We start from the raw sequence: 25,097 nt of genomic DNA, 5'->3' as shown, positions 1-25,097 counted from the left end.
CGCCGATGGACGTCACGCGATTAGCCGGCCGCGACACGGCGCGGGCGGCGCGGCTGCTCAGCGACGTACGCGCGGCCCGCCTCACCGGACAGCGATCTCGCCTGGCGCCCCGTCCGGTGATCGACCAGTCCTGGGACCGCATGCTGCGCAGCGGCGTCGACCCCGACCACGACTTCCGGACCGGTCTGCTGACCCGCGAGGAACTGGACCGGCGACGCGGGACGACCCGGCTGCGGCATGTCCTCCCGGTGCTGCGGCAGGGGCTGTTGTCGGTCGCGGACGTCACCGAGCACATCATGGTCGTCGCGGACGAGCACGGCCGGGTGCTGTGGCGCGAGGGCAGTACGCCCGTGCTGCGCAAGGCCGACTCGTTCGGGTTCGAGCCGGGCGCCGACTGGGCCGAGGACATCGTCGGCACCAACGGCGTGGGCACCCCGGTGGTCGCCCGGCGCCCCGTACAGGTATTCGCCTCCGAGCACTTCGTACGGTCGCACGCCACCTGGACCTGCACGGGCGCCCCGATCACCGACCCCCGCGACGGCAGGCTGATCGGCGTGGTGGATGTCAGCGGGCCGCTGGAGACCATGCATCCGGCGACGCTCGCCTGGGTCGACTCGGTCGCCAAGCTCGCCGAGGCGCGGCTGCGGGAGCGGCACCATCAGTCGCTGGAGCGGCTGCGCGCGGCGGCGGCGCCGGTGCTGGCGCGGCTCGGCGGGCGGGCCCTGGCGGTGGACCGGGACGGCTGGACGGCCGCGGTCACCGGCATGCCGTACACGAACCGGGTCGCCCTGCCCAAGTCGTTGTCCCCAGGGACTCGTTGGCTGCCTGTGCTGGGACTGTGCGTGGTGGAGCCGCTGGCCGGGGGCTGGCTGATCCGGGGCGTCGCCGAGCCCGGGGCGAGCGGCACCACCCGGATCGTCCTGGACCTGGGACGGGCCCGCCGCTGGTCGGTGGCGGTGTCGGGGCCGCCGGGTTCCTGGACCCACGAACTGAGCCCCCGGCACGCCGAGTTGCTCTACCTGCTGACCCTGCACCCGGCGGGCCGCAGCGCGGCGGACCTGGCCGACGAGGTGTTCGGCGACCCGGGCCGTACGGTCACCGTACGCGCGGAGATGTCGCGGATACGGCGATTCCTCGGGGAGTTGCTCGACCACCGCCCCTACCGCTTCAGCGACGACACCGAAGTGACCGTCCTCCTCCCGGACGACCCCCGCGATCTGCTGCCCCACTCGACGGCGCCGGCGATGGCACGGGAGCGGTGCGCGCGGGCCGAGGGAGCCGAGGGACGGGCGGGACCGGGAGACGCAGAGTGACCCGGCGGTGACACCGGTGTGAGAAACGCACCCGAACGGCCGCCGTGGGCAACACAGGCGCACGTATTCCGGAGTATTCGTCCAGGCCCGGTGCCCCCTGACGTACCATCCTTCCCACGGCCCCCCACACTGCGACCCCGGTTCAACGCACGGATCGTGAGCCGCAGTTGGCCTGCCTCGGGAGGATGAATGAAACATCGCGGCAGACACCGCAGGCAGAAGAGGGGCAGAGCGCTGCGCGGCGTTCTCGCCGGCACCGCCCTCGCCCTGACCGCCGCGGCCACCATCGTCAGCGCCTCCCATGCCGTGAGCAGCGACAACCCGGGGCCCCTGAAGTCCGTGACGTCCACTGCCGAGCTGAGGAATTTTCAGCTCAAGGAGCATCTGGCGGCGAAGAGTTCGCTGGACCGGCTGGCCACATCCATGGGTGGCACGGTGGGTGTGAGCACCGTCCTGGAACACGCCAACCGCACGATGCGCACCGGGGCCGAGTGCGCCCCCACGGAGACCGGGGCGTTGCCTGTCGCTCCGAAGGCCACCCGCGCGTACTGCTGGGACTACGCCGATTCGGCCAGTCAGCGCTGGCTGCCGCAGTCCGTCACCACCTCCGGTGACGCGGACGAGGACGGCCGCTGGGGTGCCAACCGGGTGATCCTCTCCGGCTGGACGCACAACGACGCGAAGCCGGGCGAACCCGAGGTCTCCCGGGGGCTGGCACGGATCGCCGTCATCGACGCGAACGACCTGAGCAGCATGACGTACCGCTGGGTGCTGCTGGTCGTCCCGACCGAGGACGGCTCGGACTACCGCAAGCTGGAGTCCCCGATCTCCGGCATGGTCTGGTACCAGGACAAGCTGCTGGTCACTGCCTCGGCCAAAGACACCGGCGGCAAGTCCCTGTACGTCTACGACATGAACCGCATCCAGCGCGCCTCGGTCGACAGCCCGGCGGTCGGCCGGGTACCCGGCGGCTGGTCGGCGCACGGCTACGGGTACGTGATGCCCGCCGTCGCCTCGTACAGCCTGGCCGGTGGCACGTGCGACCCGGCGGCCGACGACCGCCGCCCCTGTTTCGGCTCGCTCTCCCTGGACCGCAGTTCGACGCCCGACAGCCTGGTCGCCAGCGAGTGGTTCCGGGCCGGCGCCGATCAGCACAGCCGCCTGTGGCGCTACTCGTTCAGCCGCGCGGGCGACCGTTCCGGCCTTCTCGACGCCGACGTCTTCGGCCGCGTGAACGCCGTCGAGGCCTATTCGACGAAGGCCACCGCCATCCAGGGCGTGCTGTCCTACCGGTCGCCGGGCGAGGAGAAGGCGGACTGGTACGTCGGTCACGCCCCCGGCGCCAAGGACCGGCACGGCACCCTCTGGCGACTGGACGCCGACGGCGCCAAGGCCGCTCGCTGTGGCTCGGACGACGCCTCCCGCCGCTGCTGGGCCGAACATTCCGAGTCCCTCTCCTACTGGGAGGGCACCGGCGAGGTCTGGTCACTGACGGAATGGGCGGCGGACAAGCGCTCCGGCTGGCGCGGGACGCCGGTCCCAGAACGCGTCCTGTACGCCGTACCGCTGTCGCAGATCACCGGCTCGCTGAGATAAGCGGCGCTGTCGAATCGGGGGGCGCGACAGCGCCCCCCGAAAGGGGCGCTGGGCTGTGCTGAATCTGCGGCTACCGCCTCGTGGGCGCGACCAGCCCCCACCGGACCCGCGGCGAGACAAATCATGATTCCCTGACAGCCATGAGCAACATCGCCGTGACCACCTGGTCCCTGGAACAGACCGCACCGACCGATCTGCTCCCCGCGGAGGCCCCCGAGGGGGACGTGAGAATCGTCCGCGCCGAAGTCTCCTCCCCCGAGTTCAGCCGCTTTCTCTACGCCTCCGTCGGCGGCGACATCCACTGGACCGACCGGCTGGTCTGGACGTACGCCCGCTGGCAGGAGTACCTGGAGCGCCCGGGCGTGGAGACTTGGGTCGCGTACGAACGCGGCACCCCGGCGGGCTACGTGGAGTTGGACCCTCAGGACGACGGTCTCGTGGAGATCGCCTATTTCGGGCTGATGCCCGCCTTCCGGGGCCGTCGGATCGGTGGGCAGCTGCTGTCGTACGGGGCCGCCCGCGCCTGGGACCTCGGGGACCGGTGGCCCGGGCTGGCGCCGACGAAGCGGGTCTGGCTGCACACGTGCAGCAAGGACGGCGAGCACGCGATGGACAATTACCTGCGGCGCGGCTTCGTGCTTTTCGACACCAAGGTCGAGGAGGAGCGGAAGGTCGCCGCTCCCGGGCCCTGGCCGGGGGCGTTCGACCTGTCGTGAGCCCGCCATGTGACCGACACCACCCTTGTCTCACTGAACGAGACAAGGGTGTCCACATGACGGACAATGCTGGACTGTGTCCAGATTGCCGTGACACGCTTCCGTCATGTCTGGAACTGGGATTGCCTTGGTGAGTCGGCGGCACGTCGACCTCGGCCGCATGTCCAGCGCCATCTGTCCGGCGAGCTGACCAGCCTTCAGCACCGCCGCCCCCTCCCCCTTTGCCTCAGCCTGCGCAGAGCCGCGCCAGCCTGACCTGCGCCCTTATGCGCGGGTAAGAGCCGCTTTCCGCCTGTCCCGAAGGACCAAAAAACATGGCCGCCACCCCGCAGAACCCTGCCGCCGCGCCCCGCCGCAAGGTGAGCCGTCACCGTGGTGAGGGTCAGTGGGCCGCGGGACACTTCACCCCGCTCAACGGGAACGAGCAGTTCAAGAAGGACGACGACGGTCTCAATGTGCGGACACGCATTGAGACGATCTACTCCAAGCGGGGCTTCGACTCGATCGACCCCAACGATCTGCGCGGCCGAATGCGCTGGTGGGGCCTCTACACGCAGCGCAAGCCCGGCATCGACGGCGGCAAGACCGCGATCCTCGAGCCGGAGGAGCTGGACGACAAGTACTTCATGCTGCGCGTCCGGATCGACGGCGGCCGGCTCACCACCCAGCAGCTGCGGGTCATCGGCGAGATCTCGCAGGAGTTCGCGCGCGGCACGGCCGACCTCACGGACCGGCAGAACGTCCAGTACCACTGGATCCGGATCGAGGACGTCCCGGAGATCTGGAACCGCCTCGAAGCGGTCGGCCTGTCCACCACCGAGGCCTGCGGTGACACGCCCCGCGTCATCCTCGGTTCGCCGGTCGCCGGCATCGCCGAGGACGAGATCATCGACGGCACGCCCGCCATCGAGGTGATCCAGCGCCGGATCATCGGCAACAAGGACTTCTCGAACCTGCCCCGCAAGTTCAAGTCGGCGATCTCCGGCTCGCCGCTGCTCGATGTGGCGCACGAGATCAACGACGTCGCGTTCGTCGGCGTGGAGCACCCCGAGCACGGCCCCGGTTTCGACGTCTGGGTCGGCGGCGGTCTGTCCACCAACCCGAAGATCGGCCAGCGGCTGGGCGCCTGGGTCCCGCTGGACGAGGTCCCGGACGTCTACGAGGGCGTCATCTCGATCTTCCGCGACCACGGCTACCGGCGGCTGCGCACCCGCGCCCGCCTGAAGTTCCTGCTCGCCGACTGGGGCGTGGAGAAGTTCCGCCAGGTCCTCGAGGACGACTACCTCAAGCGAAAGATGATCGACGGCCCGGCCCCGGCCCAGCCCGTCGAGCGCTGGCGCGACCACGTCGGCGTCCACCGCCAGAAGGACGGCCGCTTCTACGTCGGTTTCGCTCCGCGCGTCGGCCGTGTGGACGGCACGATCCTCACGAAGATCGCCGAGCTGGCCGAGGCGCACGGCTCGGGCCGCCTCAGCACCACCGTCGAGCAGAAGATGATCGTGCTCGACGTGGAGGAGGGGCAGGTCGACTCGCTCGTCGAGGGCCTGGCAGCGCTCGACCTGATCGTCAAGCCGTCCCCCTTCCGGCGCGGCACGATGGCCTGCACCGGCATCGAGTACTGCAAGCTCGCGATCGTCGAGACGAAGGCGCGCGGCGCCTCCCTGATCGACGAACTGGAGCGCCGTATCCCGGAGTTCGACGAGCCGATCACCATCAACATCAACGGCTGCCCGAACGCCTGCGCCCGTATCCAGGTCGCGGACATCGGTCTCAAAGGCCAGCTCGTCCTGAACGACGCGGGCGAGCAGGTCGAGGGCTTCCAGGTCCACCTGGGCGGCGCCCTCGGTCTGGAGGCCGGTTTCGGCCGCAAGGTCCGTGGTCTGAAGGTGACTTCGGACGAGCTGCCGGACTACGTCGAGCGGGTGCTGAAGAACTTCCAGGCGGAGCGCGAGGACGGCGAGCGGTTCGCCACGTGGGCCACGCGGGCCGGCGAGGAGTCCCTCTCATGAGCGAGCGCGCGGCGCCCTTCTACTGCCCCTACTGCGGCGACGAGGATCTTCGGCCGAACGAAGAAGGCCACGGCGCCTGGGAATGCGGAGCCTGCAATCGAGCCTTCCAGTTGAAGTTCCTCGGGCTGCTCGCCCGCGGACTTCAGCACCGGGAAACCGGAGGGGACGAGATATGACCGCGGTTCAGGAAGACCGTACGACCGACGAACTGAAGGCACTCGCCGAGCAGGCGGGACGTGACCTGGAGGACGCCTCCGCGCTGGAGATCCTCCAGTGGGCCGCCGACACCTTCGGCGAGCGCTTCTGCGTGACCTCCTCCATGGAGGACGCGGTGGTCGCCCACCTCGCCTCCCGCGCGATGCCCGGCGTTGACGTGGTGTTTCTCGACACCGGATATCACTTTCCCGAGACGATCGGAACGCGAGACGCGGTGGAGGCGGTGATGGACGTCAACGTCATCACGCTCACCCCGCGTCAGACCGTCGCCGAGGAGGACGCCGAGTACGGGCCGAAGCTGCACGACCGCGACCCCGACCTGTGCTGCAAGCTGCGCAAGGTCGAGCCCCTGGAGCGTGGCCTTACGGGGTACGCGGCCTGGGCGACGGGCCTGCGCCGCGACGATTCCCCGACCCGGGCGAACATCCCGGTCGTCGGCTGGGACGAGAAGCGGCAGAAGGTCAAGGTCTCCCCGATCGCCCGCTGGACGCAGGACGACGTGGACGCGTACGTCGCCGAACACGGCGTCCTGACCAACCCGTTGCTGATGGACGGCTACGCGTCCGTCGGCTGCGCGCCCTGCACCCGCCGGGTGCTGGAGGGCGAGGACGCGCGCGCCGGCCGCTGGGCGGGCCGCGGCAAGACCGAGTGCGGGCTGCACGGCTGATGACCCGGACCGAGACCGAACCTCAGCCCCAGACCGCGACCGCGACCCCCGAGGACCAGGAGATACCAGTGACGACCGGAGCCACCGTATGGCTCACGGGTCTGCCGAGCGCCGGCAAGACCACCATCGCGTACGAACTGGCCGGCCGGCTGCGCGAGGAGGGCCACCTCGTCGAGGTGCTGGACGGCGACGAGATCCGTGAGTTCATCTCGGCGGGCCTCGGCTTCAGCCGCGAGGACCGGCACACGAACGTGCAGCGCATCGGCTTCCTCGCCGAACTGCTCACCCGTAACGGCGTCAAGACGCTGGTCCCGGTGATCGCGCCGTACGCGGACAGCCGCGAGGCCGTGCGCAAGCGTCACCAGGAGAGCGGTGCCGCCTACGTCGAGGTGCATGTGGCGACCCCGGTCGAGGTGTGCTCCGTACGCGACGTGAAGGGTCTGTACGCCAAGCAGGCCGCGGGCGAGCTGACCGGGCTCACCGGGGTCGACGACCCGTACGAGGCACCCGAGACACCGGATCTGCGCATCGAGTCGCAGGACCAGACCGTCCAGGAGTCCGCGGCGGCTGTCCACGCGCTGCTCACCGAGAGGGGACTGGCATGACGACGACCGTTGCCAAGGTGCACGGGGGCGACACGAACGTCCCGTACGCCCTCTCACACCTGGACGCCCTCGAGTCAGAGGCCGTGCACATCTTCCGTGAGGTGGCGGGTGAGTTCGAGCGGCCGGTGATCCTGTTCTCCGGCGGCAAGGACTCGATCGTCATGCTGCATCTGGCGCTCAAGGCGTTCGCGCCGGCCGCGATCCCCTTCACGCTGCTGCACGTCGACACCGGGCACAACTTCCCCGAGGTGCTGGAGTACCGCGACCGCGCCGTGGCACGGCACGGGCTGCGGCTGCATGTCGCCTCCGTGCAGGACTACATCGACCGTGGTGTGCTCAAGGAGCGTCCGGACGGGACCCGCAACCCGCTCCAGACGCTGCCGCTGACGGAGAAGATCCAGGCCGAGAAGTTCGACGCCGTGTTCGGCGGTGGCCGACGCGACGAGGAGAAGGCCCGCGCGAAGGAACGGGTGTTCTCCCTCCGGGACGAGTTCTCGCAGTGGGACCCGCGCCGGCAGCGCCCGGAACTGTGGAACCTCTACAACGGGCGGCACGCGCCCGGCGAGCACGTCCGGGTCTTCCCGCTCTCCAACTGGACCGAGCTGGACGTCTGGCAGTACATCGCCCGCGAGGGCATCGAGCTGCCCGACATCTACTTCGCGCACGAGCGTGAGGTGTTCCAGCGGGCCGGGATGTGGCTGACGGCCGGCGAGTGGGGCGGCCCGAAGGCCGACGAGAGTGTCGAGAAGCGGCAGGTCCGCTACCGCACCGTCGGTGACATGTCCTGCACCGGTGCCGTCGACTCCGACGCGGTGACGCTGGACGACGTCATCGCCGAGATCGCCGCCTCCCGGCTCACCGAGCGGGGCGCCACCCGCGCCGACGACAAGATGTCCGAGGCCGCGATGGAAGACCGCAAGCGCGAGGGGTACTTCTAGCCATGAGCACCACCACGGAACTCCCGGAACTCTCCGAGACCACGCTCCTGCGGTTCGCCACCGCCGGTTCCGTCGACGACGGCAAGTCCACCCTCGTGGGCCGGCTGCTGCACGACTCCAAGTCGATCCTCACCGACCAGCTCGAGGCCGTGGAGCGCGCCTCGGCCAGCCGCGGCCAGGACACTCCCGACCTCGCGCTGCTCACGGACGGCCTGCGTGCCGAGCGCGAGCAGGGCATCACCATCGACGTGGCATACCGCTACTTCGCCACCCCGAAGCGCCGGTTCATCCTCGCCGACACGCCCGGACACGTGCAGTACACCCGCAACATGGTGACGGGTGCCTCCACGGCCGAGCTGACGGTGATCCTGATCGACGCCCGCAACGGCGTCGTCGAGCAGACCCGCCGGCACGCGGCCCTCGCGGCGCTGCTGCGCGTCCCGCACGTGGTCCTCGCGGTCAACAAGATGGACCTCGTCGACTACCAGGAGTCGGTGTTCGCCGCGATCGCCGAGGAGTTCACGGCGTACGCGCTGGAGCTGGGCGTCCCGGAGATCACCGCGATCCCGATCTCGGCGCTGGCCGGCGACAACGTGGTGGACCCGTCCGCGCACATGGACTGGTACGGCGGGCCGACCTTCCTGGAGCACCTGGAGACGGTCCCGGTCGCCCACGACCTGAGCCACTGCCACGCCCGGCTTCCCGTGCAGTACGTGATCCGGCCGCAGACCGCCGAGCACCCCGACTACCGGGGTTACGCGGGCCAGATCGCCGCCGGTTCCTTCCGCGTCGGCGAGTCGGTGACGGTCCTGCCGTCGGGCCACGCGTCGAAGATCGCCGGTATCGACCTGCTCGGCAAGCCGGTCGACGTCGCCTGGACGACGCAGTCGGTAACCGTCCTTCTGGAGGACGACATCGACATCTCGCGCGGCGACCTGATCGTGCCCAGCAAGGACGCGCCGCCGACCACGCAGGACGTCGAGGCGACCGTGTGCCATGTCGCCGACGCGCCGCTGACGGTCGGCCACCGGGTGCTCCTCAAGCACGGCACCCGCACGGTCAAGGCGATCGTCAAGGACATCCCGTCCCGGCTCACCCTCGACGACCTGTCCCTGCACCCGCACCCGGGACAGCTCGTCGCCAACGACATCGGCCGCGTGAAGATCCGCACCGCCGAGCCGCTGCCGCTCGACTCGTACGCCGACTCGCGGCGCACCGGCTCGTTCATCCTGATCGACCCGAACGACGGGACGACGCTCACCGCGGGCATGGTCGGCGAGTCGTTCGCGTCCCCGGAGCCCGTCAGGGACGAGGCCGAGGACGACGGGTGGGACTTCTGACATGAACGCCACCGATTTCTACTCCACGTTCGCGAAGGAGGGCGGCCGCGTCGGCAGCGGCGCCCTCGGCAGCGGGCAGGGCGGGGTCGCGCGATGTGCGTACTGACGTACGCGCACCGCTTGCGCGCCCTCACCCCCCGCCACCTGCATAAACGAAGACCTGCCGACCTCCCGGCCACGACCTGAGGGCGTGACCGCCGGGCCTCCGAGAGGAACACCTCCCGTGCCTGCCAAGACCTCCGTACGCCGCACGCTCGCGGTGCTCGCCGCGCTCCCCCTGCTCACTCTCGCCGCCTGCGGCTACGGCTCCGAGTCGAAGGACACCGGCACCGCCAAGGTCGCCGCCGGGGCGAAGAAGATCGACGGGCTCGACTCCGTCAAGATCGGTTACTTCGGGAACCTGACCCACGGGACCGCCCTGGTCGGTGTGAACAAGGGGTTCTTCCAGAAGGAACTGGGCGCCACGAAAGCCTCGTACACACCCTTCAACGCTGGGCCGTCCGAGATCGAGGCACTGAACGCCGGTTCCATCGACATCGGCTGGATCGGCCCCTCCCCGGCGATCAACGGCTACACCAAGTCCGACGGCAAGAACCTGCGGATCATCGGCGGTTCGGCCTCCGGCGGTGTGAAGCTCGTGGTGAACCCCGCCAAGATCAAGTCCCTGAAGGACGTCAAGGGCAAGAAGATCGCCACCCCGCAGGCCGGCAACACCCAGGACGTGGCGTTCCTCAACTGGATCGCCGACCAGGGCTGGAAGGTCGACGCGAAGAGCGGCAAGGGCGACGTGTCGGTCGTCCGTACCGACAACAAGGTGACCCCGGACGCCTACAAGGCCGGCTCCATCGACGGCGCCTGGGTGCCGGAGCCGACCGCGTCCAAGCTGGTCGCCGAGGGCGCCAAGGTGCTGCTGGACGAGGCCTCGCTGTGGCCGGACAAGCAGTTCGTGATCACGAACATCATCGTGCGGCAGGGATTCCTCAAGGATCACCCGAAGGCCGTCGAGGCGGTCCTGAAGGCCTCGGTCGAGGCCAACAAGTGGATCAACGCCAACCCGGACCAGGCGAAGGCCGCCGCGAACGCGCAGCTGGGCATCGACTCGGGCAAGGCACTCAAGCCCGCCGTCCTCGACCCGGCCTGGAAGTCGATCCAGTTCACCAACGACCCGCTGGCCGCCACGCTGAACACCGAGGCCGAGCACGCGGTGAAGGCGGGCCTGCTGGAGAACCCGAAGCTGGACGGCATCTATGACCTCACGCTGCTGAACAAGGTCCTCAAGGCCGAGGGCGAGAGCACGGTCGACGACGCCGGTCTCGGCGTCAAGTAAGCCCCATCCCACGAGTTCCCAGGAGGTGACGATCATGGCAACCGCCCTCGCCAAGGCCGCCGACACCGAGTCGGTGGAACATGCCGCCCGCATCGAGCACGTCTCGAAGTCCTTCACCGGGCCCACCGGGCAGCAGCTCGTCCTCGACGACATCACCCTGGATGTCGCGCCGGGCGAGTTCGTCACCCTCCTGGGAGCCTCGGGCTGTGGCAAGTCCACCCTGCTCAACCTGGTCGCCGGTCTCGACGACCCGACCGCGGGGAGCATCACGACCAACGGGCGCCCGGCTCTGATGTTCCAGGAGCACGCCCTGTTCCCGTGGCTGACCGCGGGCAAGAACATCGAACTCGCCCTGAAACTCAGGGGAGTTCCGAAGAACGAGCGACGCGACCGGGCCGAGCGACTGCTCGAACTGGTGCGGCTGCGGGGCTCGTACGGCAAGCGGGTGCACGAGTTGTCCGGCGGTATGCGCCAGCGCGTGGCGATGGCCCGCGCGCTCGCGCAGGACAGCGGGCTGCTGCTGATGGACGAACCGTTCGCCGCGCTCGACGCGATCACCCGGGACGTGCTGCACGACGAGCTGACCCGGATCTGGGCGGAGACCGGTGTGTCCGTCCTGTTCGTCACGCACAACGTGCGCGAGGCGGTACGGCTGGCGCAGCGCGTCGTGCTGCTGTCGTCGCGGCCGGGGCGCATCGCGCGCGAGTGGACGGTGGACATTCCGCAGCCGCGTCGTATCGAGGACGCGCCCGTGGCCGAACTGTCGCTCGAGATCACCGATGTACTGCGTGGGGAGATTCGCCGTCATGGCCAGCACTGAGACCGCCGACACGACGGCGAACGCCCCCGCCAAGGCCGGCCTCGGTGGCCTGGAGGCGGGCCTCGACGCCCTGGAAACCACGGCCGGTGGGCGAACGCCCTTCCGGCAGACGTTCACGCAGAAGATCCTGCCGCCGGTCATCGCGGTCGCGCTGGTGCTGGTCGTCTGGCAGGCACTGATCTCGCTGAAGATCGTGGACGACCAGACGAAGCTGCCCTCCCCCGGCGATGTGGCGGCCGAGTTCAGGGACTCCTGGCTGGAGGGTGACCTCCTCGGCTACATCTGGACCAGCATCTCTCGCGGTCTGCTCGGCTTCCTCCTCGCGCTCGCCATCGGCACCCCGCTGGGTCTGCTGGTCGCCCGGGTGAAGTTCGTGCGCGCGGCCATCGGACCGGTGCTGTCCGGTCTGCAGTCGCTGCCGTCGGTGGCCTGGGTTCCGCCGGCCGTGATCTGGCTGGGGTTGAACAACTCGATGATGTACGCGGTGATCCTGCTCGGCGCCGTGCCGTCCATCGCCAACGGCCTGGTCTCCGGCATCGACCAGGTGCCGCCGCTGTTCCTGCGGGCGGGCCGCTCGATGGGTGCCACCGGGCTGAACAACGCCCGGCACATCGTCATGCCGGCCGCGCTGCCGGGCTATCTGGCGGGTCTCAAGCAGGGCTGGGCGTTCTCCTGGCGCTCGCTGATGGCGGCGGAGATCATCGCGCCCTCCCCCGATCTGGGCATCGGCCTGGGCGCGCTGCTGGAGTACGGCCGCAACGCCAGCTCGATGGCCATGGTGTTCGAGGCCATCATCCTGATCCTGGTCGTCGGTATCGCGATCGAGCTGCTGATCTTCAGCCCGCTGGAGCGGCGGGTACTCCGCAGCCGCGGCCTGCTGGTGAAGAGCTGAGCCCCGTGCCCACGCAGCCGGTGCGCCCCGTCCTCGTCGTCATCGCCCACGGCAGCCGCGATCCGCGGCACGCGGCGACCGTGCACGCCCTCGTGCGGCGCGTACGGTCGCTGCGGCCGGGGCTGCGGGTGGAGACCGGCTTCCTGGACTTCAACGCCCCTTCCGCGCAAGGGATGTTGGAGTCCCTGGCGGCGGACGGCGTACGGGATGTGGTGGCCCTGCCCCTCCTCCTGACCCGCGCCTTCCACGCGAAGGCGGACATCCCGGCGGTGCTGCGGGACGCGCCGGTGCGGCTGCGTATCCGGTACGCGGAGGTGCTCGGCCCCTCCCCCCTGCTCCTGTCCGCGCTCGAACGACGCCTGTACGAGGCCGGGTTGACACCCGCCGACAAGTCCTCGACCGGGGTCGTGCTGGCCTCGGCGGGATCCACCGACCCGGAGGCGATCGCAGTGATCGCTGACATCGCGCGGGAGTGGCGGCACACCGGTTGGTGCGCCGTGCGGCCCGCGTTCGCCTCCGCGTCCCTTCCGCGCACGGAGGACGCGGTACGGGAGTTGCGGGAACTGGGCTGCGAGCGCGTCGCCGTAGCGCCCTACGTCCTGGCCCCCGGCTTCCTGCCGGACCGCATCGCGCGGGGCGCGGCGCAGGCGGACGTCCTCGCCGGCGTCCTGGGGTCGGCGCCCGAGGTGGCCCAGCTCGTGCTGCGCCGATACGACGATGCATTCCGGAACATGTCGCCACGCTCCCTCGCAACAGAAATCCTCCGCCGCGACAAAGAACTCCAGCGTTCTCTTGCTTAATTTTCACCGCTTCGACACATAATCAAAAAATGCGTCACCCCGGGACGGAAACCTCAGATCTTCCTCAGGCCTTGCTCGAACTCCTTGAGCCACACGCGCATATAGGAGATGATCAAGCGTGACTCCCGCTCGGGAAGCTCCGGAACGGACCAACAAAACAGGAGCTTTTCGACCGAGAGCCACGTCTGGAACGAGAGATCTAGAATCGGGGACTCAATATGCGCAAAATAGCCGCAGCCGCTTCCGCGGCGCTCGTGGGGATCGGACTTCTCGCTGCCGCTCCGTCCGCCAGCGCGGAGACGAGTTCGCAGGCAGGATGCACGGCGGTCTTCTCTCCCACCAAGACCGCCAAGGCCGTCGCCGCCGTCCAGTACCTCAAGACGTCGAGCACGAAGATCACACCCACGTCGTACGCGATCCGCACCTCTTCACAGGGTCTCAGCAGGAGCCGTACGGACTTCACGCTGTACGTGCGCATCCTGTCGGAGCACGACGGCACTCCGAACCACGACTATGTGGCCAAGAAGGGCACTCACTACTACACCGACCTGTGGGGTCCCACCTTCTCCACCGCCTCGACCCTGAAGAAGGGTAAGAACCGCGTGGTGATCGACGGTTGGTACGACCTCAACTCGAGCGCCTACGCGAAGCAGTGCGGCAAGGGCGTGAGCTTCGCCTTCTGATCGGTTCTCCGGGCCTCACAGCTTCCCGGACGCCCTTCAATTCAAAACGGGTGGGCGGACATCTGTCCGCCCACCCGCGCTTTCGGAGGCACAGCATCCATGACACCAGCCACCCCCCACCGCTCGCCGTATGCCCGGCTGACCGCCCTGCTCGCAGCGTTGTGCGCTCTGGCAGCGACAGGATGTACCCCGACGCCGGGCGACGACGGCTCCGAGCAGACCAGGCCGCAGGACCCGACGGTGATCATCACCGACGCGGACAGCAAGGGAGTCGTGACATACGACTCACAAAAGGAAATTCTGCGGGGGTATTTCCGGGACGGCCGTCTGGCATGGCAGGAGAAGAACGTCTTTCCGGGCGAAGTGCACTGCGCCTCTTCCTGCCCGGATGCCGGATTCTCCGTGAACGAGGCGTCGAAGTCCGGGAGTTCACCCTCCGAGTTCGTCTGGCACTCCGGCCGGCAGCACAGAACCATTCCCTTCACCCAGCCCGATACCAATCTGTACTGGACCTCAGGCCCTGACGAATGGATCGCCACCGACGGAAACGGGTTGCTCTGGGCGACCGGCGGGAAAACGCATCGCCTACCCATCAAGGGCGGAGTTCATGAAGCACAGGGGAGAACCTCGGAGGGCGGCGCCAGGATCGCGATATCCGTCGCACAAGGCGCCCAGGGAAACAACTCGTGGAAGTTTTTCCTCTTTGATGTGAAGAACGGACGCACAAAAGAGCCACGCATTGTTTCTTCCGCACTGTCGGGCCCTGTCGGCTGCCTGTCCGACGCTTCGGACACAGCACTCACCCTCGGCGCCGAACCGGCCGCCATCAGATTGAGCACCGGCCGGACGATCAAGAAGTACGACAAGTTCTCCAGTGAATGTTCCCTGAACGGCTCGGAAGCCGTATCCGGCTCGTCCTCCGCCGGCGCCTCAGGGACGCTGCGGGAGCTCCGCATGATGAATCTGGCCGCCCCTGAAAGCGCACCGGCACTAGCAACCGCTCATGGAGATTCACGTATCAGCGTGTCCCGTGGCTGCGGGGTCTTCGTGTCGCGGGGCACCGTCGGGCTCCTCACCGCGAAGGCGGGGACACGTACCACCGGGATCCCGGCCCAGGACGCCCTTGCCCTGGACGACGGCACCCTCTACGCGGCGAAGGCCGACGGCTCCGCCCAGGTGTTCCGCGTGACCTCGGGACAAGGCACCTGCACCGTCCGCCCGGCCGACTAGAGCTCGTCGACGACTCGTACAGCTCACGCTAGAGACGACCGGAAGAGGGCTCCGCGACGAACGTGACGGCCGCGACGGCCTCGTCCGCCAGCCGTACGAGTTCCGCCGACGGCAGTGAACCAGCCGGTCGCCGTTCCCTGGCGAACGTGTTGGCCAGGCGTTGCAGCAGTTCGTTGAGCGGGGTCGGTACGCCGTACAGCCGGCCCAGGAGGGCGATCTCGCCGTTCAGGTAGTCGGTCTCGATCGTGCCGGTGCCCCGGCTCAGGGACTGCCAGGAGGAGCCGCCGCCGGGCTCGGTGCCGGGCAGTGGCCGCAGCGTGATCTTGTCGCCGCGCCTCTCCTTCGCCTCCGCGGCGCTCGCGTAAGGGATTCCGGCCGCCGCGAGTACCGACTCGCCTTCGGCGTACACCCGCTCGCGCAGCCGCTCGCTGTCCACGCTGTCCGCCGCGCCGCTGAGCGCCCGGATGGCGTTGCCCAGGTTGGTGAGCAGCTTGGCGTACTGCCAGCGCGCCACGTCCGGTACGACCGGCGCCTCGAACGCCGCCGTCTGCTCCAGATCGGCGGCGATCCGGCGGACGGTGTCGTCGGTGCCGTGCGGGTGGCGGCCGAGGAAGAGGATGCCGGTGAGGGGGGCGCCCGCGGCGGAGACGACGCCGGGTTCCTCGTAGGCGGCGGGGAGCCAGACGCAGACCCCGTAGACCCGCCGGAAGCGGCGCAGCGCGAGACGCGGGCTCTCCACGCCGTTCTGCGCGCAGAGCAACGGCAGCCGTTCGGCCGCCGTACCGCCGCCCTCGACGGGTGCGGGGCCCCAGGCCGCCAGGGCCGCTTCGCTGTCCTGCGTCTTGACGGCGAGGACGAGTACGTCGTCGGCGCGCAACTCCCCCAGTCCGGCGGGTCCGTCGACGGTCGGCAGGCGGTACGTGTGCGTCCCGTCCGGCGTCACCAGCCGCAGCCCGTGCGCGCGCAGCGCCTCGTACTGGGCACCCCGGGCGACGAGAACGACGTCGTGCCCCGCCCCGGCCAGCCGCCCGCCGATGGCACCGCCTACCGCCCCGGCCCCGATGATGATGTAGCGCATGCGGGTCAGCCTGCCACGGCGATCGCACCGAACGGGCTCGTCTCAGAGCATCGGTCTCACTTCCCCGAGGTCTCGCCCTCGGTCAGTTCGACCAGCTTGACGACGGTGTTCCAGTTGCGGGAAGTCGCGATCAGGCCCTTCAGGTACCGGGGCTTGGCGAGCTGCACGGCGAGTTTGGAGCGGCCGAGGCCGTCGGGGGCGTACAGGTACAACGCGCGGTCGCCGACCCGGAACTCCTCGGGGAGGTGGGCGGTCTGGTCGATGTCCGCGAAGCGGGTCGTGTCGACGGGGGTGGAGAAGTAGGTGACGTGGAGTTGCTTGGCCTCCAACTCCGTTGCAGGGAAAGGACAGTTGTCCCTGATCGCCCGCAGGTGGGCATGGTCGCGCACGATCACGCCGACGGTGAATCCGAAGTGCCGCGCGATGGCTTCCTCGATCTCCCCGGCGAGGGACTCCTCGTCCCCGCGACCGGTGGCGAACACGGCGTTGCCGCTCTGCAGATACGTCCGTACGCCGTCGTAACCGAGGCCTTCGAGCAACGTGCGCAGCTCGGCCATCGGGACCTTCTTGTTGCCGCCCACGTTGATGCCGCGCAGCAGCGCCGCATAGGCCGTCGTCGACTGATCGCCTGTCGTCATCCGCACACGATAGAGCGGGCCACTGACAGTTCCCCCTGATTGGGGCCCGCCGTTCGGATCATGCCGCAGACGCGGGAGGTGGCACGCCCATCTGCATCAGACAGGAGCCCTTCGTTTCCTGCGACCTGATCCGAACGGCAGGCCCCCCACCCCGAGATCGTCTTTTAGATGTAGGGGCCCCCTGTCCTACCCAGTGGGGAGACACGGGTGTCCAACGGGAGGACTGCGGCCGGCCACAGCTCACCGGCGAGTACGAGGAGATGCTCTTATCCGACCCATACCTTCGAACTAAAGGTGATGGCAGGTGGCCGTCACCGCTTACGAGGGGGAAGTCCGTCATGGGGAACGGAGATACGCGAGTACGGGGCATAGCTGCCCGGGCCGGCGGCTGGAGCGCCCGGCATCGCTGGGCGGCCGTCGGGATCTGGGTGCTGTTCGTCGTCCTGGCCATGGGACTCGGCTCGGCCGCAGGCAGCGTCAAGGTCAAGGAGAGCGACCAGCTGGGCGGCGAGACCCACACGGCCGCCAAGATCATCGAGGATGCCGGCATCGACGAACCCTCGAGCGAGACCGTCCTCATCCAGGCCAAGGGCGCGGGCGCCAAGGCCACGGACACCGCGTTCCGGGGCGCAGTCGCCGAGGTCATGAAGGCGGTCGACAAGACCGGCCGGGTCACCGACGTCCAGTCCCCCTATGACACGAACACCCTCTCGAAGGACGGACGCAGCGCGCTCGTCCAGTTCGACATGCGGGGCGACGCCGACACGGCGGGCGACCGGGTCGAGCCGGTGCTGAAGGCCGTCGCCAACGTCCAGAAGGACCACTCGGAGCTGCGGATCGAGGAGATCGGCGGCGCCAGCATGAACAAGACGTTCAGCGACGCCTTCGGGGACGACTTCCAGAAGGCGGAGCTGTCCGCCGTACCGGTGGCCCTCGGCATTCTGCTGATCGCGTTCGGCGCGCTGGTCGCGGCGCTGCTGCCGGTGGCGCTGGCCATCACCGCGATCATGGCGACGATGGGTCTGATGGGCATCGTCAGCCACCTCCAGCCGATGGACGACACCGCCAGCTCCGTGATGCTGCTCGTCGGTCTCGCCGTCGGCGTCGACTACTGCCTGTTCTATCTGCGCCGGGAGCGCGAGGAGCGGGCGGCGGGCCACAGCCCCGAGGCCGCGCTGCGGATCGCCGCGGCGACCAGTGGCCGCGCGATCATCGTCTCCGGTGTCACGGTGTGCGTGGCGATGGCGGGCATGCTGTTCACCGGTCTCGCCACGTTCGAGGCGATGGGCCTGGCCTCGCTGATGGTCGTGGCGGTCGCCATGGTCGGTTCGGTGACCGTCCTCCCGGCGCTGCTGTCGCTGCTCGGTGAGCGGGTCGAGAACGGTCGGATCCCCTTCCTGCACCCGGACAAGCGGCGCAGGAACGGCAGCCGCGGCAAGGGCAACGGGGAGAGCCGGTTCTGGACGGCCGTACTGAAGGTCGTCCTCGCCAAGCCGGCCGTCTCACTGGTGGTCGCCGCCGGTGCGCTGCTCGCCGTGGCCGCGCCCGCGCTCGGCATGAAGACCCAGAACCTCACCCTGGACCAGGAGTTCGGCGACTCGCTGCCGATCGTCGGCACCTACAACCGCGTCAACGACGCGTTCCCCGGCGGCTCCGAGCCCGCCGAGGTGATCGTCAAGGCGAAGGACATCAACGCGGCCGACGTGAAGTCCGCACTGGCCGACTTCCGTGCGCGGGCGATCAGTTCGGGTGCCTCGCGCGGCCCGGTCGACATCAAGCTGCACGACGCCGAGAACGTCGCCTTCGTGTACGTCCCGCTGGTCGGCGGCTCCGACCTGGACAAGGCCGGCGAGAGCCTGGACAAGCTGCGCGACGAGGTACGCCCGGCCACGCTCGGCAAGGTGGACGGCGTCGAGGCGCCGATCACCGGACAGGTCGCCGGCTCGAAGGACTTCAACGACCAGCTGGCCGGCGCGGTCACCCCGGTCTTCGCCTTCGTCGTCGTGTTCGCCTTCCTGCTGATGCTCCTGTCGTTCCGCTCCCTGACGATCGCGGTCACCTCGATCGCGCTCAACCTGCTCTCGGTCGGGGCGGCCTACGGCATCCTGGTCGCCGTCTTCCAGCACGGCTGGGGCGCGTCGCTGGTGGGCGCGGAGGGGGTGGGCGCCATCATCACGTGGCTGCCGCTGTTCCTCTTCGTGATCCTGTTCGGCCTGTCGATGGACTACCACGTGTTCGTCGTCTCCCGCATCCGCGAGGCACATCTGCGCGGCCGGACGACGAAGGACGCGATCCAGCACGGGGTGGTCACCACGGCCGGGGTCGTCACCAGCGCCGCCGTCATCATGGTCGCCGTGTTCGCCATCTTCGGGACACTGTCGATGCAGTCCATGAAGCAGATGGGTGTGGGCCTCGCGGCGGCGGTGCTCATCGACGCGACGATCATCCGGGGTGTGCTGCTGCCCGCGGTGATGGCGCTGCTCGGCGAGCGCAACTGGTACTTCCCGGCGTGGCTGAACCGCCTGCCGGACCTGACCCACGACGAGGCGGCGGAGCCCGTGTCGTCGCCTCCGCCGCCTGCCGTGGAGGGTGAGCGGGTGGGGGTCTGAGTCACTCCGCCCACCCTGCACTCCCTTGATCTGAGGGTCCGTTGGTCACCGGGGAGCCAACGGGCCCTCTTCCCGTTCACACGAGGGAGACGGTCTGCGGGCCGGCGCCCTGAGGGAGTCCGTCGACGCCCGCCGAGCAGCGCGAATGCGACACTGACCGGCGGACGGCGTGCACCCGACGCCGTTCGCGGATGTACACGGCGGTGGACGAGGGACTGCGCGGGAGGCTGACGATGGACGAGGCACGGGCCCGGGACGTACTGGCCACGGCGGGCGTACTGCCGCCCGGTCAGGCAGCGGGCGCGCGGCTTCTCGCACTGGGCGAGAACGCGGTGTTCGCGGCCGGTGACCTGGTCGTCCGGGTGGGCCGCGACGCCGAACTCCTCGACCGTGCGCGGCGGGAACTGGACATCGCGCGCTGGCTCGCCGAGGCGGACGTCCCGGCGGTCCGCGCGGCAGCCCCCGAGGCGCTCCTCGTCGACGGCCACCCGGTGACGGTGTGGCACCGGCTGCCCGACCCCGTACGCCCCGCCGGACCGGGGGATCTGGCCGAACTCCTGCGGATCGTGCACGCCCTGCCGCTCCCCCGCTCCCTCACGTTGCCGCCCCGCGAACTCCTGGGCGGCGTCGAACGCTGGCTGCGGCTCGCGGGCGACGCGATCGACCCGGCGGACGCGGCCTATCTGCGCGAGCGCCGCGACGGTTTCGCCACGGCCGCCGCCGCGCTCACCCCGCACCTGCCGCCCGGTCCGATCCACGGCGACGCGCTTCCCCGCAACGTCCATGTCGGCCCCGACGGCCCGGTCCTGGTCGACCTGGAGACCTTCTCCGCCGACCTGCGCGAACACGACCTGGTGGTCATGGCGCTGTCCCACGACCGGTACGGCCTGTCGACCGAGGCCTACGAGGCGTTCACGGTGGCGTACGGATGGGATGTGCGGGAGTGGGAGGGGTGTGGGGTGTTGCGGGGGGCGCGGGAGACTGCCAGCTGTGCGTGGGTGGCGCAGCATGCGCCGGTTAATCCGAAGGCGTTGGCGGAGTTCTCGCGGCGGGTGGAGTCATTGCGGGCGGGGGATTTGGCTGTGCGGTGGTATCCGTTTTGAGCGCCTAAGGGGGCTTGCTGCGTTCTGGCGGGTGCGGGTTGTGGGTGGCTTGTCGCGCAGTTCCCCGCGCCCCTGTCGGGGCGCTACTCCTCGGCCCTGATTCCTTGTGCCGCTCTTCGCAGTTCCGTCAGTACCGTTCTTACCGCCCTTCGGGCTGTTCGTTCCGGGCGGTGCAGGGCGTCGATGCGGCGTCTGGCCTGGATGCCGCTGAGCGGTTTCAGGACCAGGGCCGGGTGGGGGCGGGAGGTCCAGCGGGGCATCAGGGCGAGGCCTCCGCCGGCGGCCACCACCTCCGCCGCCACCGCGAACTCGTTGATGCGGTGGGCCAGATGGGGACGGCGGCCCGCCGCGGTGGCTATGGCCTCGATCGTCGCCATGATCGGGAAGCCGTCGTGGACGGCGATCCAGGGCTGGTCGGCCACATCGGCGGGGGTCAGTCGTCGCCGGGTGGCGAGCGGATGGTCGGCGGGCATCGCCACGTCGAGGGGTTCACGCAGCAGCGGGGTCGCCGTCACCGTGCGCGGCCAGGGCGGGGCGTGGTCCAGGCGGTGGGCGAGGACAAGGTCGTACTCCCTGGTCAGCGGCGGAAAGTCGTCCTGCGTCACGTCTTCGTCGGCCAGCGCGAGCACCGGTCCGTCCTGCCCGGCCAGGGCGCGCAGCAGCAGCGGGAAGAAGGCGGCGCCCGCACTGTGGAAGGCCGCCACGGACACCTGGCCGTCCGGCCGGTCGAGGAACTCCTCGACGGTGTGCCGGGCCCGCGCCAGCGCCGACTCGACCTCGGTCGCCGCGCCCGCCAGCGCCTGCCCGGCGTCGGTCAGCACCAGTCGCCGCCCCTGTCGCTCGGTGAGCGGGACCGGGATGGAGCGCTGGAGCAGCCGCAGTTGCTGCGAGATCGCCGAGGGCGTGACGAGCAGCGCGTCGGCGACGGCGGTGACGCTGCCCAGCTCACCGAGTTCGCGCAGGATCCTCAGCTGACGTTCGTCCACGGGAGGAGTGTAGACAGACGATGTAGGGAACCTAAATGATCGTTTTAGAAGGTGGCCCTAGGCTTCAGAGTGGTTTCCGATGCACCGTGGGTCGCGTGTCCGACTCCCGCCGTACCGACGCGGTACTCCTCCTGGTCGCGCTCGTCTGGGGTTCCAGTTATCTGTCCGCCCAGACGGCCACCTCCGCCCTGCCCGTCCTCGTGGTCCTGTTCGCGCGGTACGCCGTGTCCGCGCTCGCCTGTCTCGGCCTGGTCGCCGCCGGACGGGGGAAGGAACGGGAGCGGGGCAGTGGCTCTCGTCTGTGGACCCGTGAGGAAGTACGGGCCGCACTGCCGCTCGGCGTCACCCAGGCCGCCGTCCTCGCCGTGGAGACGTACGGGGTCGCCCACACCACCGCCGCCAACGCGGGCCTGATCATCAGCCTGACCATCGTGCTCACCCCTCTCCTGGACCGCGCCGGACACCCCGGCGGGCTGCCCCCGGCCTTCTACGCCGCCGCGAGCGTGTGCGTCCTGGCCGTCGGCCTGCTCATGGCCGGCAACGGCTTCCACGCACCGCGTCTCGGTGACCTGTTGATGCTGGGCGCGGCACTGGTACGGGCAGGTCATGTCGCCCTGGTCGGACGCCTCACCACCGGCCGGCCGATCCGCCCCCTCCAGCTGACGACGCTCCAGACCGTCATCGGCACTGCTCTGTTCCTGCCGACCGCCGCCCCCGACCTGCCGGCGCTCACCCGTGCCGACACCGGGACCTGGACGCAGTTGCTCTATCTCGCCCTGTTCTGCAGCGTGTTCGCGTTTCTCGCCCAGACGTGGGCCGTGCAGCGCACGTCGGCGAGCCGGGCCAGCCTGCTGCTGGGCACAGAGCCGATCTGGGCCGCCGCGATCGGCATCGCCCTCGGTGGCGACCTCCTGACGCCGCTGACGGCGCTGGGCGCGACGCTGATGGTCACCGGCACGTACTGGGGCCAGTCGGTGGAACGCGCCCACCGCACACGCAGGGCACCCGCCAGGGTTCTCGCCCCCGTCGCCGCACCCGAACCCCCGTGAGGGACGCGGTCAGGCGGGCTGCCAGAGCTCGACCCGGTTGCCCTCGGGGTCGGTGACCCAGCCGAATCGGCCGACGCCTTCCATGTCCTGCGTTTCCTCGGCCACGTCCGCTCCCCGGGCGCGCAGTTGGGCGAGCATCGCGTCCAGGTCCCGGACCCGGAAGTTGAGCATCGTCTGCTGGGAGCGGGATCCGAAGTAGTCGGTCCCGGACTCGAACGTCGCGAACACCGTCGGTCCGGCTTCCTGATGCCACAGGCCGTACTCGTCGGCGTCCAGCCCCAGGCAGCCGCGGTACCACGCGCTCAGCGCCGCCGGATCGGCAGCCCGCATGAAATGTCCACCGATCCCCAGCACACGTTCCATGCCGTCATCCTGCCAGGGCCGGCCGGAAACCGCCTCACACGGCGTCGCCCACCGCCTCCCGTACCGGCCAGGTGCCGTCCACCACCGCGTCCGTCTCCCCCTTGCGGCGCAGAAAGCTCTGGAAATCGGCCGCCCACTGCGCGTACCAGTCGATCTGGCGCCGGTGCAGCTCCACCGGGCCGAGCGCCGCGACCTTGGGATGCCGCTCGGCTATCGCGCACGCCAGTCGTGCCGCGGCCAGCGCGTCCGCCGACGCGTCGTGGGCCGCGTCCAGCAGGACGCCGTACTCCGTGCACACCGCTTCCAGGTTGCGCTTGCCGCGCCGGTAGCGGTCGACGGAGCGGTCGATCGTGTACGGGTCGATCACCGGCGCAGGGTCCAGGCCGCCCAGCCGCTCCCGCAGGGACGGCAGACCGTGTCTGCGCAACTCGGCGGAGAGCAGGGTGAGGTCGAAGTTCGCGTTGTAGGCGACCACCGGCACGCCCGTCTTCCAGTACGTCGCCAGTACGTCCGCGATGGCGTCCGCGACCTGGTCCGCCGGGCGGCCCTCGCTGGTCGCGCGCTCGTTGGTGATGCCGTGCACGGCGACCGCGTCCGCCGGGATCTCCACGCCCGGATCGGCCAGCCATTCGCGGCGGCCGAGTGTCTCACCGCCCCGCACCTCGATCACCGCGCCGGTGACGATGCGTGCCTCGCTCGGATCCGTCCCGGTCGTCTCCAGGTCGAAGCCGATCAGCAGCTCATGGTGCCAGCCCATGCCTGGCCCCCCTTCTTACCTTCTTGGTGGTGCTTTCCCCCAGTGGTCTCCACGATCCCATGAGCCACTGACAATCAGAGGACCGCGTTCCGGTTGTGGAAGGTGAGCAGGTCAGGACACAGGCCGCGAATCGGCCCAGGCGGTCTCGAACTCCTCGCGGTATGTCGGGAAAAGACCGCTCTCCTCCGTCTCGCCCGGCTTGACCATCCGGCTTCGGCCCCGCAGCACCAGCACCGGCGCCTCCATCCCGCGCGTCCGGCTCAGATAGGTCTGCACGATCGCGACCCCGTCCGAGGCGTCCCCGTCGACGAGGTAGGCCGTGAAGCGGGGCGTCTCGTCGAAGACCTGGATCTCGAAGGCGCCCGGGTCGCGCAGCTTGGACCGCACCCGGCGCATGTGCAGGATGTTCATCTCGACCGCGCGGCTCAACTCGCCCCGCTTGATGCCAAGTTCGCGCTCACGCCGCTTCACCGCACTGGACGCGGGGTTCAGGAACAGCAGCCGGACCCGGCAGCCCGACTCCGCGAGCCGCACCAGGCGTCGCCCGGAGAAGTTCTGCACAAGGAGGTTGAGGCCGATACCGATGGCGTCGAGGCGACGCGCGCCGCCGAAGATGTCCTCGGCCGGGAACTGGCGCATCAGCCGTACACGGTCGGTGTGCACCGCGACCACGTCGCCGTACCGGTCGCCTACCAGGTCCTCGACCGCGTCCACCGGCAGCCGGCGCGCGGAGGGCACGTCGCCGCCCGCGCCGAGGGTCTCCAGAAGCTTGCCCGAGGCCCGCTCGGCCTGGCCGAGGACCGCCTCGGACAGGGCGCGGTTGCGGGAGACCACGTTGCGGGTGACCTCCAGCTCGTCCAGGGCGAGTTCGACATCGCGGCGCTCGTCGACGTACGGCTCGAAGCACGGCCAGTGCTGCACCATCAGCTCGCGCAGCTGGGGCAACGTGAGGAAGCTGAGGACGTTGTCGTCGGCGGGGTCGAGCAAGTAGCCCTTGCGGCGGCTGACTTCGCGTACGGCGACCGCGCGCTGCACCCATTCCTGGCCGGCCGGACCGGCGGCGGCGACCACCCACTCGTCGCCGTGGACGGGTTCGTAGATGGGACGCAGAACAGCGGCCACGACCGCGCGCAGCCGCTGTTCGACGAGGTTCAGCCAGATGTAGGCCCGTCCGGCCCGCTGGGCGCGGGTTCGCACCTCGTGCCAGGCGTCGGCGTCCCAGTCCAGTTCCGGGCCGATGGAACCCGTCTCCATCGGCCGTGCCAGGGACACCGCGCCGGGCGGGACCTCTGTGGAGTTCCCCTCGTGACCCTCGTCACCAGGGGGCAGCTCCAGCCCTCCCGAGCCCACCCGTGCACCGCC

Annotated in this window: 25 protein-coding genes; 19 read left to right on the top strand and 6 right to left on the bottom strand. The window is 69.7% G+C overall.

Annotated elements, in window-relative coordinates; all coding sequences use genetic code 11:
• The first annotated feature begins 5 nt into the window (after positions 1–5).
• From ADL01_RS13345 to ADL01_RS44670, 16 genes are all read left to right on the top strand, one after another.
• On the top strand, positions 6–1,313 hold the full coding sequence (locus tag ADL01_RS13345) for a helix-turn-helix domain-containing protein (RefSeq protein ID WP_053742190.1): 1,308 nt from the start codon (positions 6–8) through the stop codon (positions 1,311–1,313).
• Positions 1,314–1,502: 189 nt separating this feature from the next.
• A complete protein-coding gene (locus ADL01_RS13340; RefSeq protein WP_053742172.1) occupies positions 1,503–2,909 on the top strand; it encodes a hypothetical protein in 1,407 nt (468 codons plus the stop codon).
• 140 nt (positions 2,910–3,049) lie between these two features.
• Positions 3,050–3,625 carry a GNAT family N-acetyltransferase gene (locus ADL01_RS13335; RefSeq protein ID WP_053742171.1) on the top strand — a complete coding sequence of 192 codons (576 nt, stop codon included), beginning with the start codon at positions 3,050–3,052 and terminating at the stop codon, positions 3,623–3,625.
• A 106-nt stretch (positions 3,626–3,731) separates the two neighbouring features.
• Complete coding sequence (locus tag ADL01_RS47490) at positions 3,732–3,815, top strand: putative leader peptide (RefSeq protein WP_309486338.1); 84 nt, start codon at positions 3,732–3,734, stop codon at positions 3,813–3,815.
• Between the two features lie 124 nt (positions 3,816–3,939).
• Positions 3,940–5,634, top strand: coding sequence for a nitrite/sulfite reductase (locus ADL01_RS13330; protein WP_053742170.1), 1,695 nt, complete (start codon positions 3,940–3,942; stop codon positions 5,632–5,634).
• Positions 5,631–5,810, top strand: coding sequence for a hypothetical protein (locus ADL01_RS13325; RefSeq protein WP_053742169.1), 180 nt, complete (start codon positions 5,631–5,633; stop codon positions 5,808–5,810). Before ADL01_RS13330 ends, ADL01_RS13325 begins: the two co-directional genes overlap by 4 nt.
• Entirely contained in the window at positions 5,807–6,517 is a 711-nt protein-coding gene (locus ADL01_RS13320) for a phosphoadenylyl-sulfate reductase (RefSeq protein ID WP_053742168.1), read from the top strand. The genes ADL01_RS13325 and ADL01_RS13320 overlap by 4 nt, the downstream gene beginning before the upstream one ends.
• Positions 6,517–7,122, top strand: coding sequence for an adenylyl-sulfate kinase (cysC, locus tag ADL01_RS13315; RefSeq protein WP_063783516.1), 606 nt, complete (start codon positions 6,517–6,519; stop codon positions 7,120–7,122). Before ADL01_RS13320 ends, cysC begins: the two co-directional genes overlap by 1 nt.
• A complete protein-coding gene (gene cysD / locus ADL01_RS13310; RefSeq protein WP_053742167.1) occupies positions 7,119–8,060 on the top strand; it encodes a sulfate adenylyltransferase subunit CysD in 942 nt (313 codons plus the stop codon). Before cysC ends, cysD begins: the two co-directional genes overlap by 4 nt.
• A gap of 2 nt (positions 8,061–8,062) precedes the next feature.
• On the top strand, positions 8,063–9,400 hold the full coding sequence (locus ADL01_RS13305) for a sulfate adenylyltransferase subunit 1 (protein WP_053742166.1): 1,338 nt from the start codon (positions 8,063–8,065) through the stop codon (positions 9,398–9,400).
• Between the two features lie 223 nt (positions 9,401–9,623).
• Positions 9,624–10,727: an aliphatic sulfonate ABC transporter substrate-binding protein gene (locus ADL01_RS13295; protein WP_053742164.1), complete on the top strand. Its 1,104-nt coding sequence runs from the start codon at positions 9,624–9,626 to the stop codon at positions 10,725–10,727.
• Between the two features lie 34 nt (positions 10,728–10,761).
• Positions 10,762–11,547: an ABC transporter ATP-binding protein gene (locus ADL01_RS13290; RefSeq protein WP_053742163.1), complete on the top strand. Its 786-nt coding sequence runs from the start codon at positions 10,762–10,764 to the stop codon at positions 11,545–11,547.
• On the top strand, positions 11,534–12,439 hold the full coding sequence (locus ADL01_RS13285; RefSeq protein WP_053742162.1) for an ABC transporter permease: 906 nt from the start codon (positions 11,534–11,536) through the stop codon (positions 12,437–12,439). The genes ADL01_RS13290 and ADL01_RS13285 overlap by 14 nt, the downstream gene beginning before the upstream one ends.
• A gap of 5 nt (positions 12,440–12,444) precedes the next feature.
• On the top strand, positions 12,445–13,239 hold the full coding sequence (locus tag ADL01_RS13280; RefSeq protein ID WP_107090881.1) for a sirohydrochlorin chelatase: 795 nt from the start codon (positions 12,445–12,447) through the stop codon (positions 13,237–13,239).
• Positions 13,240–13,457: 218 nt separating this feature from the next.
• Positions 13,458–13,922, top strand: coding sequence for a hypothetical protein (locus ADL01_RS13275; RefSeq protein WP_053742161.1), 465 nt, complete (start codon positions 13,458–13,460; stop codon positions 13,920–13,922).
• A gap of 240 nt (positions 13,923–14,162) precedes the next feature.
• The gene (locus tag ADL01_RS44670; RefSeq protein WP_159049519.1) at positions 14,163–15,152 is read left to right on the top strand and encodes a hypothetical protein; all 990 of its coding nucleotides are present in this window, start codon (positions 14,163–14,165) and stop codon (positions 15,150–15,152) included.
• A gap of 28 nt (positions 15,153–15,180) precedes the next feature.
• On the opposite strand, the gene ADL01_RS13265 is transcribed toward ADL01_RS44670, so the two are convergent.
• Entirely contained in the window at positions 15,181–16,230 is a 1,050-nt protein-coding gene (locus tag ADL01_RS13265; protein ID WP_053742159.1) for a ketopantoate reductase family protein, read from the bottom strand.
• Between the two features lie 56 nt (positions 16,231–16,286).
• Complete coding sequence (locus tag ADL01_RS13260; protein ID WP_053742158.1) at positions 16,287–16,868, bottom strand: DUF1697 domain-containing protein; 582 nt, start codon at positions 16,866–16,868, stop codon at positions 16,287–16,289.
• 338 nt (positions 16,869–17,206) lie between these two features.
• Here ADL01_RS13260 and ADL01_RS13255 point away from each other — a divergent pair, with 338 nt between their 5' ends.
• Together ADL01_RS13255 and ADL01_RS13250 are read left to right on the top strand one after the other, a co-directional pair.
• On the top strand, positions 17,207–19,477 hold the full coding sequence (locus tag ADL01_RS13255; protein WP_053742157.1) for an MMPL family transporter: 2,271 nt from the start codon (positions 17,207–17,209) through the stop codon (positions 19,475–19,477).
• A 233-nt stretch (positions 19,478–19,710) separates the two neighbouring features.
• Positions 19,711–20,580: a phosphotransferase enzyme family protein gene (locus ADL01_RS13250; RefSeq protein ID WP_053742187.1), complete on the top strand. Its 870-nt coding sequence runs from the start codon at positions 19,711–19,713 to the stop codon at positions 20,578–20,580.
• A gap of 83 nt (positions 20,581–20,663) precedes the next feature.
• Here the strand turns inward: ADL01_RS13250 and ADL01_RS13245 are convergent, their stop codons facing one another.
• Positions 20,664–21,566 (bottom strand): LysR family transcriptional regulator, encoded by a 903-nt coding sequence (locus ADL01_RS13245; protein ID WP_053742156.1) that lies wholly within the window; start codon positions 21,564–21,566, stop codon positions 20,664–20,666.
• Between the two features lie 95 nt (positions 21,567–21,661).
• On the opposite strand from ADL01_RS13245, the gene ADL01_RS13240 reads away from it, so the two are divergent.
• Positions 21,662–22,615, top strand: coding sequence for a DMT family transporter (locus ADL01_RS13240; protein ID WP_053742186.1), 954 nt, complete (start codon positions 21,662–21,664; stop codon positions 22,613–22,615).
• 9 nt (positions 22,616–22,624) lie between these two features.
• On the opposite strand, the gene ADL01_RS13235 is transcribed toward ADL01_RS13240, so the two are convergent.
• The 3 genes from ADL01_RS13235 to ADL01_RS13225 form a co-directional block, all read right to left on the bottom strand.
• Positions 22,625–22,978: a VOC family protein gene (locus ADL01_RS13235; RefSeq protein ID WP_053742155.1), complete on the bottom strand. Its 354-nt coding sequence runs from the start codon at positions 22,976–22,978 to the stop codon at positions 22,625–22,627.
• A gap of 34 nt (positions 22,979–23,012) precedes the next feature.
• Positions 23,013–23,735 (bottom strand): 3'-5' exonuclease, encoded by a 723-nt coding sequence (locus ADL01_RS13230; protein WP_053742154.1) that lies wholly within the window; start codon positions 23,733–23,735, stop codon positions 23,013–23,015.
• Positions 23,736–23,846: 111 nt separating this feature from the next.
• The gene (locus tag ADL01_RS13225; protein ID WP_053742153.1) at positions 23,847–25,085 is read right to left on the bottom strand and encodes an SAV2148 family HEPN domain-containing protein; all 1,239 of its coding nucleotides are present in this window, start codon (positions 25,083–25,085) and stop codon (positions 23,847–23,849) included.
• Positions 25,086–25,097 lie beyond the last annotated feature (12 nt).

The organism is Streptomyces sp. NRRL WC-3618, from assembly GCF_001280005.1.
Lineage (GTDB): Bacteria > Actinomycetota > Actinomycetes > Streptomycetales > Streptomycetaceae > Streptomyces.
The sequence above is the reverse complement of the archived record's forward strand: the minus strand, read 5'-3'. Positions and strand labels throughout refer to the sequence as shown.

Bases quoted from the DNA above. Each gene is read 5' to 3' on its own strand.
- ADL01_RS13345 (WP_053742190.1), top strand. From the start codon at position 6: ATGGACGTCACGCGATTAGCCGGCCGCGACACGGCGCGGGCGGCGCGG.
- ADL01_RS13290 (WP_053742163.1), top strand. From the start codon at position 10,762: ATGGCAACCGCCCTCGCCAAGGCCGCCGACACCGAGTCGGTGGAACAT.
- ADL01_RS13340 (WP_053742172.1), top strand. From the start codon at position 1,503: ATGAAACATCGCGGCAGACACCGCAGGCAGAAGAGGGGCAGAGCGCTG.
- ADL01_RS13260 (WP_053742158.1), bottom strand. From the start codon at position 16,868: ATGACGACAGGCGATCAGTCGACGACGGCCTATGCGGCGCTGCTGCGC.
- cysD (WP_053742167.1), top strand. From the start codon at position 7,119: ATGACGACGACCGTTGCCAAGGTGCACGGGGGCGACACGAACGTCCCG.
- ADL01_RS13305 (WP_053742166.1), top strand. From the start codon at position 8,063: ATGAGCACCACCACGGAACTCCCGGAACTCTCCGAGACCACGCTCCTG.
- cysC (WP_063783516.1), top strand. From the start codon at position 6,517: ATGACCCGGACCGAGACCGAACCTCAGCCCCAGACCGCGACCGCGACC.
- ADL01_RS13255 (WP_053742157.1), top strand. From the start codon at position 17,207: ATGGGGAACGGAGATACGCGAGTACGGGGCATAGCTGCCCGGGCCGGC.
- ADL01_RS13275 (WP_053742161.1), top strand. From the start codon at position 13,458: ATGCGCAAAATAGCCGCAGCCGCTTCCGCGGCGCTCGTGGGGATCGGA.
- ADL01_RS13330 (WP_053742170.1), top strand. From the start codon at position 3,940: ATGGCCGCCACCCCGCAGAACCCTGCCGCCGCGCCCCGCCGCAAGGTG.
- ADL01_RS13265 (WP_053742159.1), bottom strand. From the start codon at position 16,230: ATGCGCTACATCATCATCGGGGCCGGGGCGGTAGGCGGTGCCATCGGC.
- ADL01_RS13320 (WP_053742168.1), top strand. From the start codon at position 5,807: ATGACCGCGGTTCAGGAAGACCGTACGACCGACGAACTGAAGGCACTC.
- ADL01_RS13285 (WP_053742162.1), top strand. From the start codon at position 11,534: ATGGCCAGCACTGAGACCGCCGACACGACGGCGAACGCCCCCGCCAAG.
- ADL01_RS47490 (WP_309486338.1), top strand. From the start codon at position 3,732: ATGTCTGGAACTGGGATTGCCTTGGTGAGTCGGCGGCACGTCGACCTC.
- ADL01_RS13230 (WP_053742154.1), bottom strand. From the start codon at position 23,735: ATGGGCTGGCACCATGAGCTGCTGATCGGCTTCGACCTGGAGACGACC.
- ADL01_RS13250 (WP_053742187.1), top strand. From the start codon at position 19,711: ATGGACGAGGCACGGGCCCGGGACGTACTGGCCACGGCGGGCGTACTG.
- ADL01_RS13325 (WP_053742169.1), top strand. From the start codon at position 5,631: ATGAGCGAGCGCGCGGCGCCCTTCTACTGCCCCTACTGCGGCGACGAG.
- ADL01_RS13235 (WP_053742155.1), bottom strand. From the start codon at position 22,978: ATGGAACGTGTGCTGGGGATCGGTGGACATTTCATGCGGGCTGCCGAT.
- ADL01_RS13335 (WP_053742171.1), top strand. From the start codon at position 3,050: ATGAGCAACATCGCCGTGACCACCTGGTCCCTGGAACAGACCGCACCG.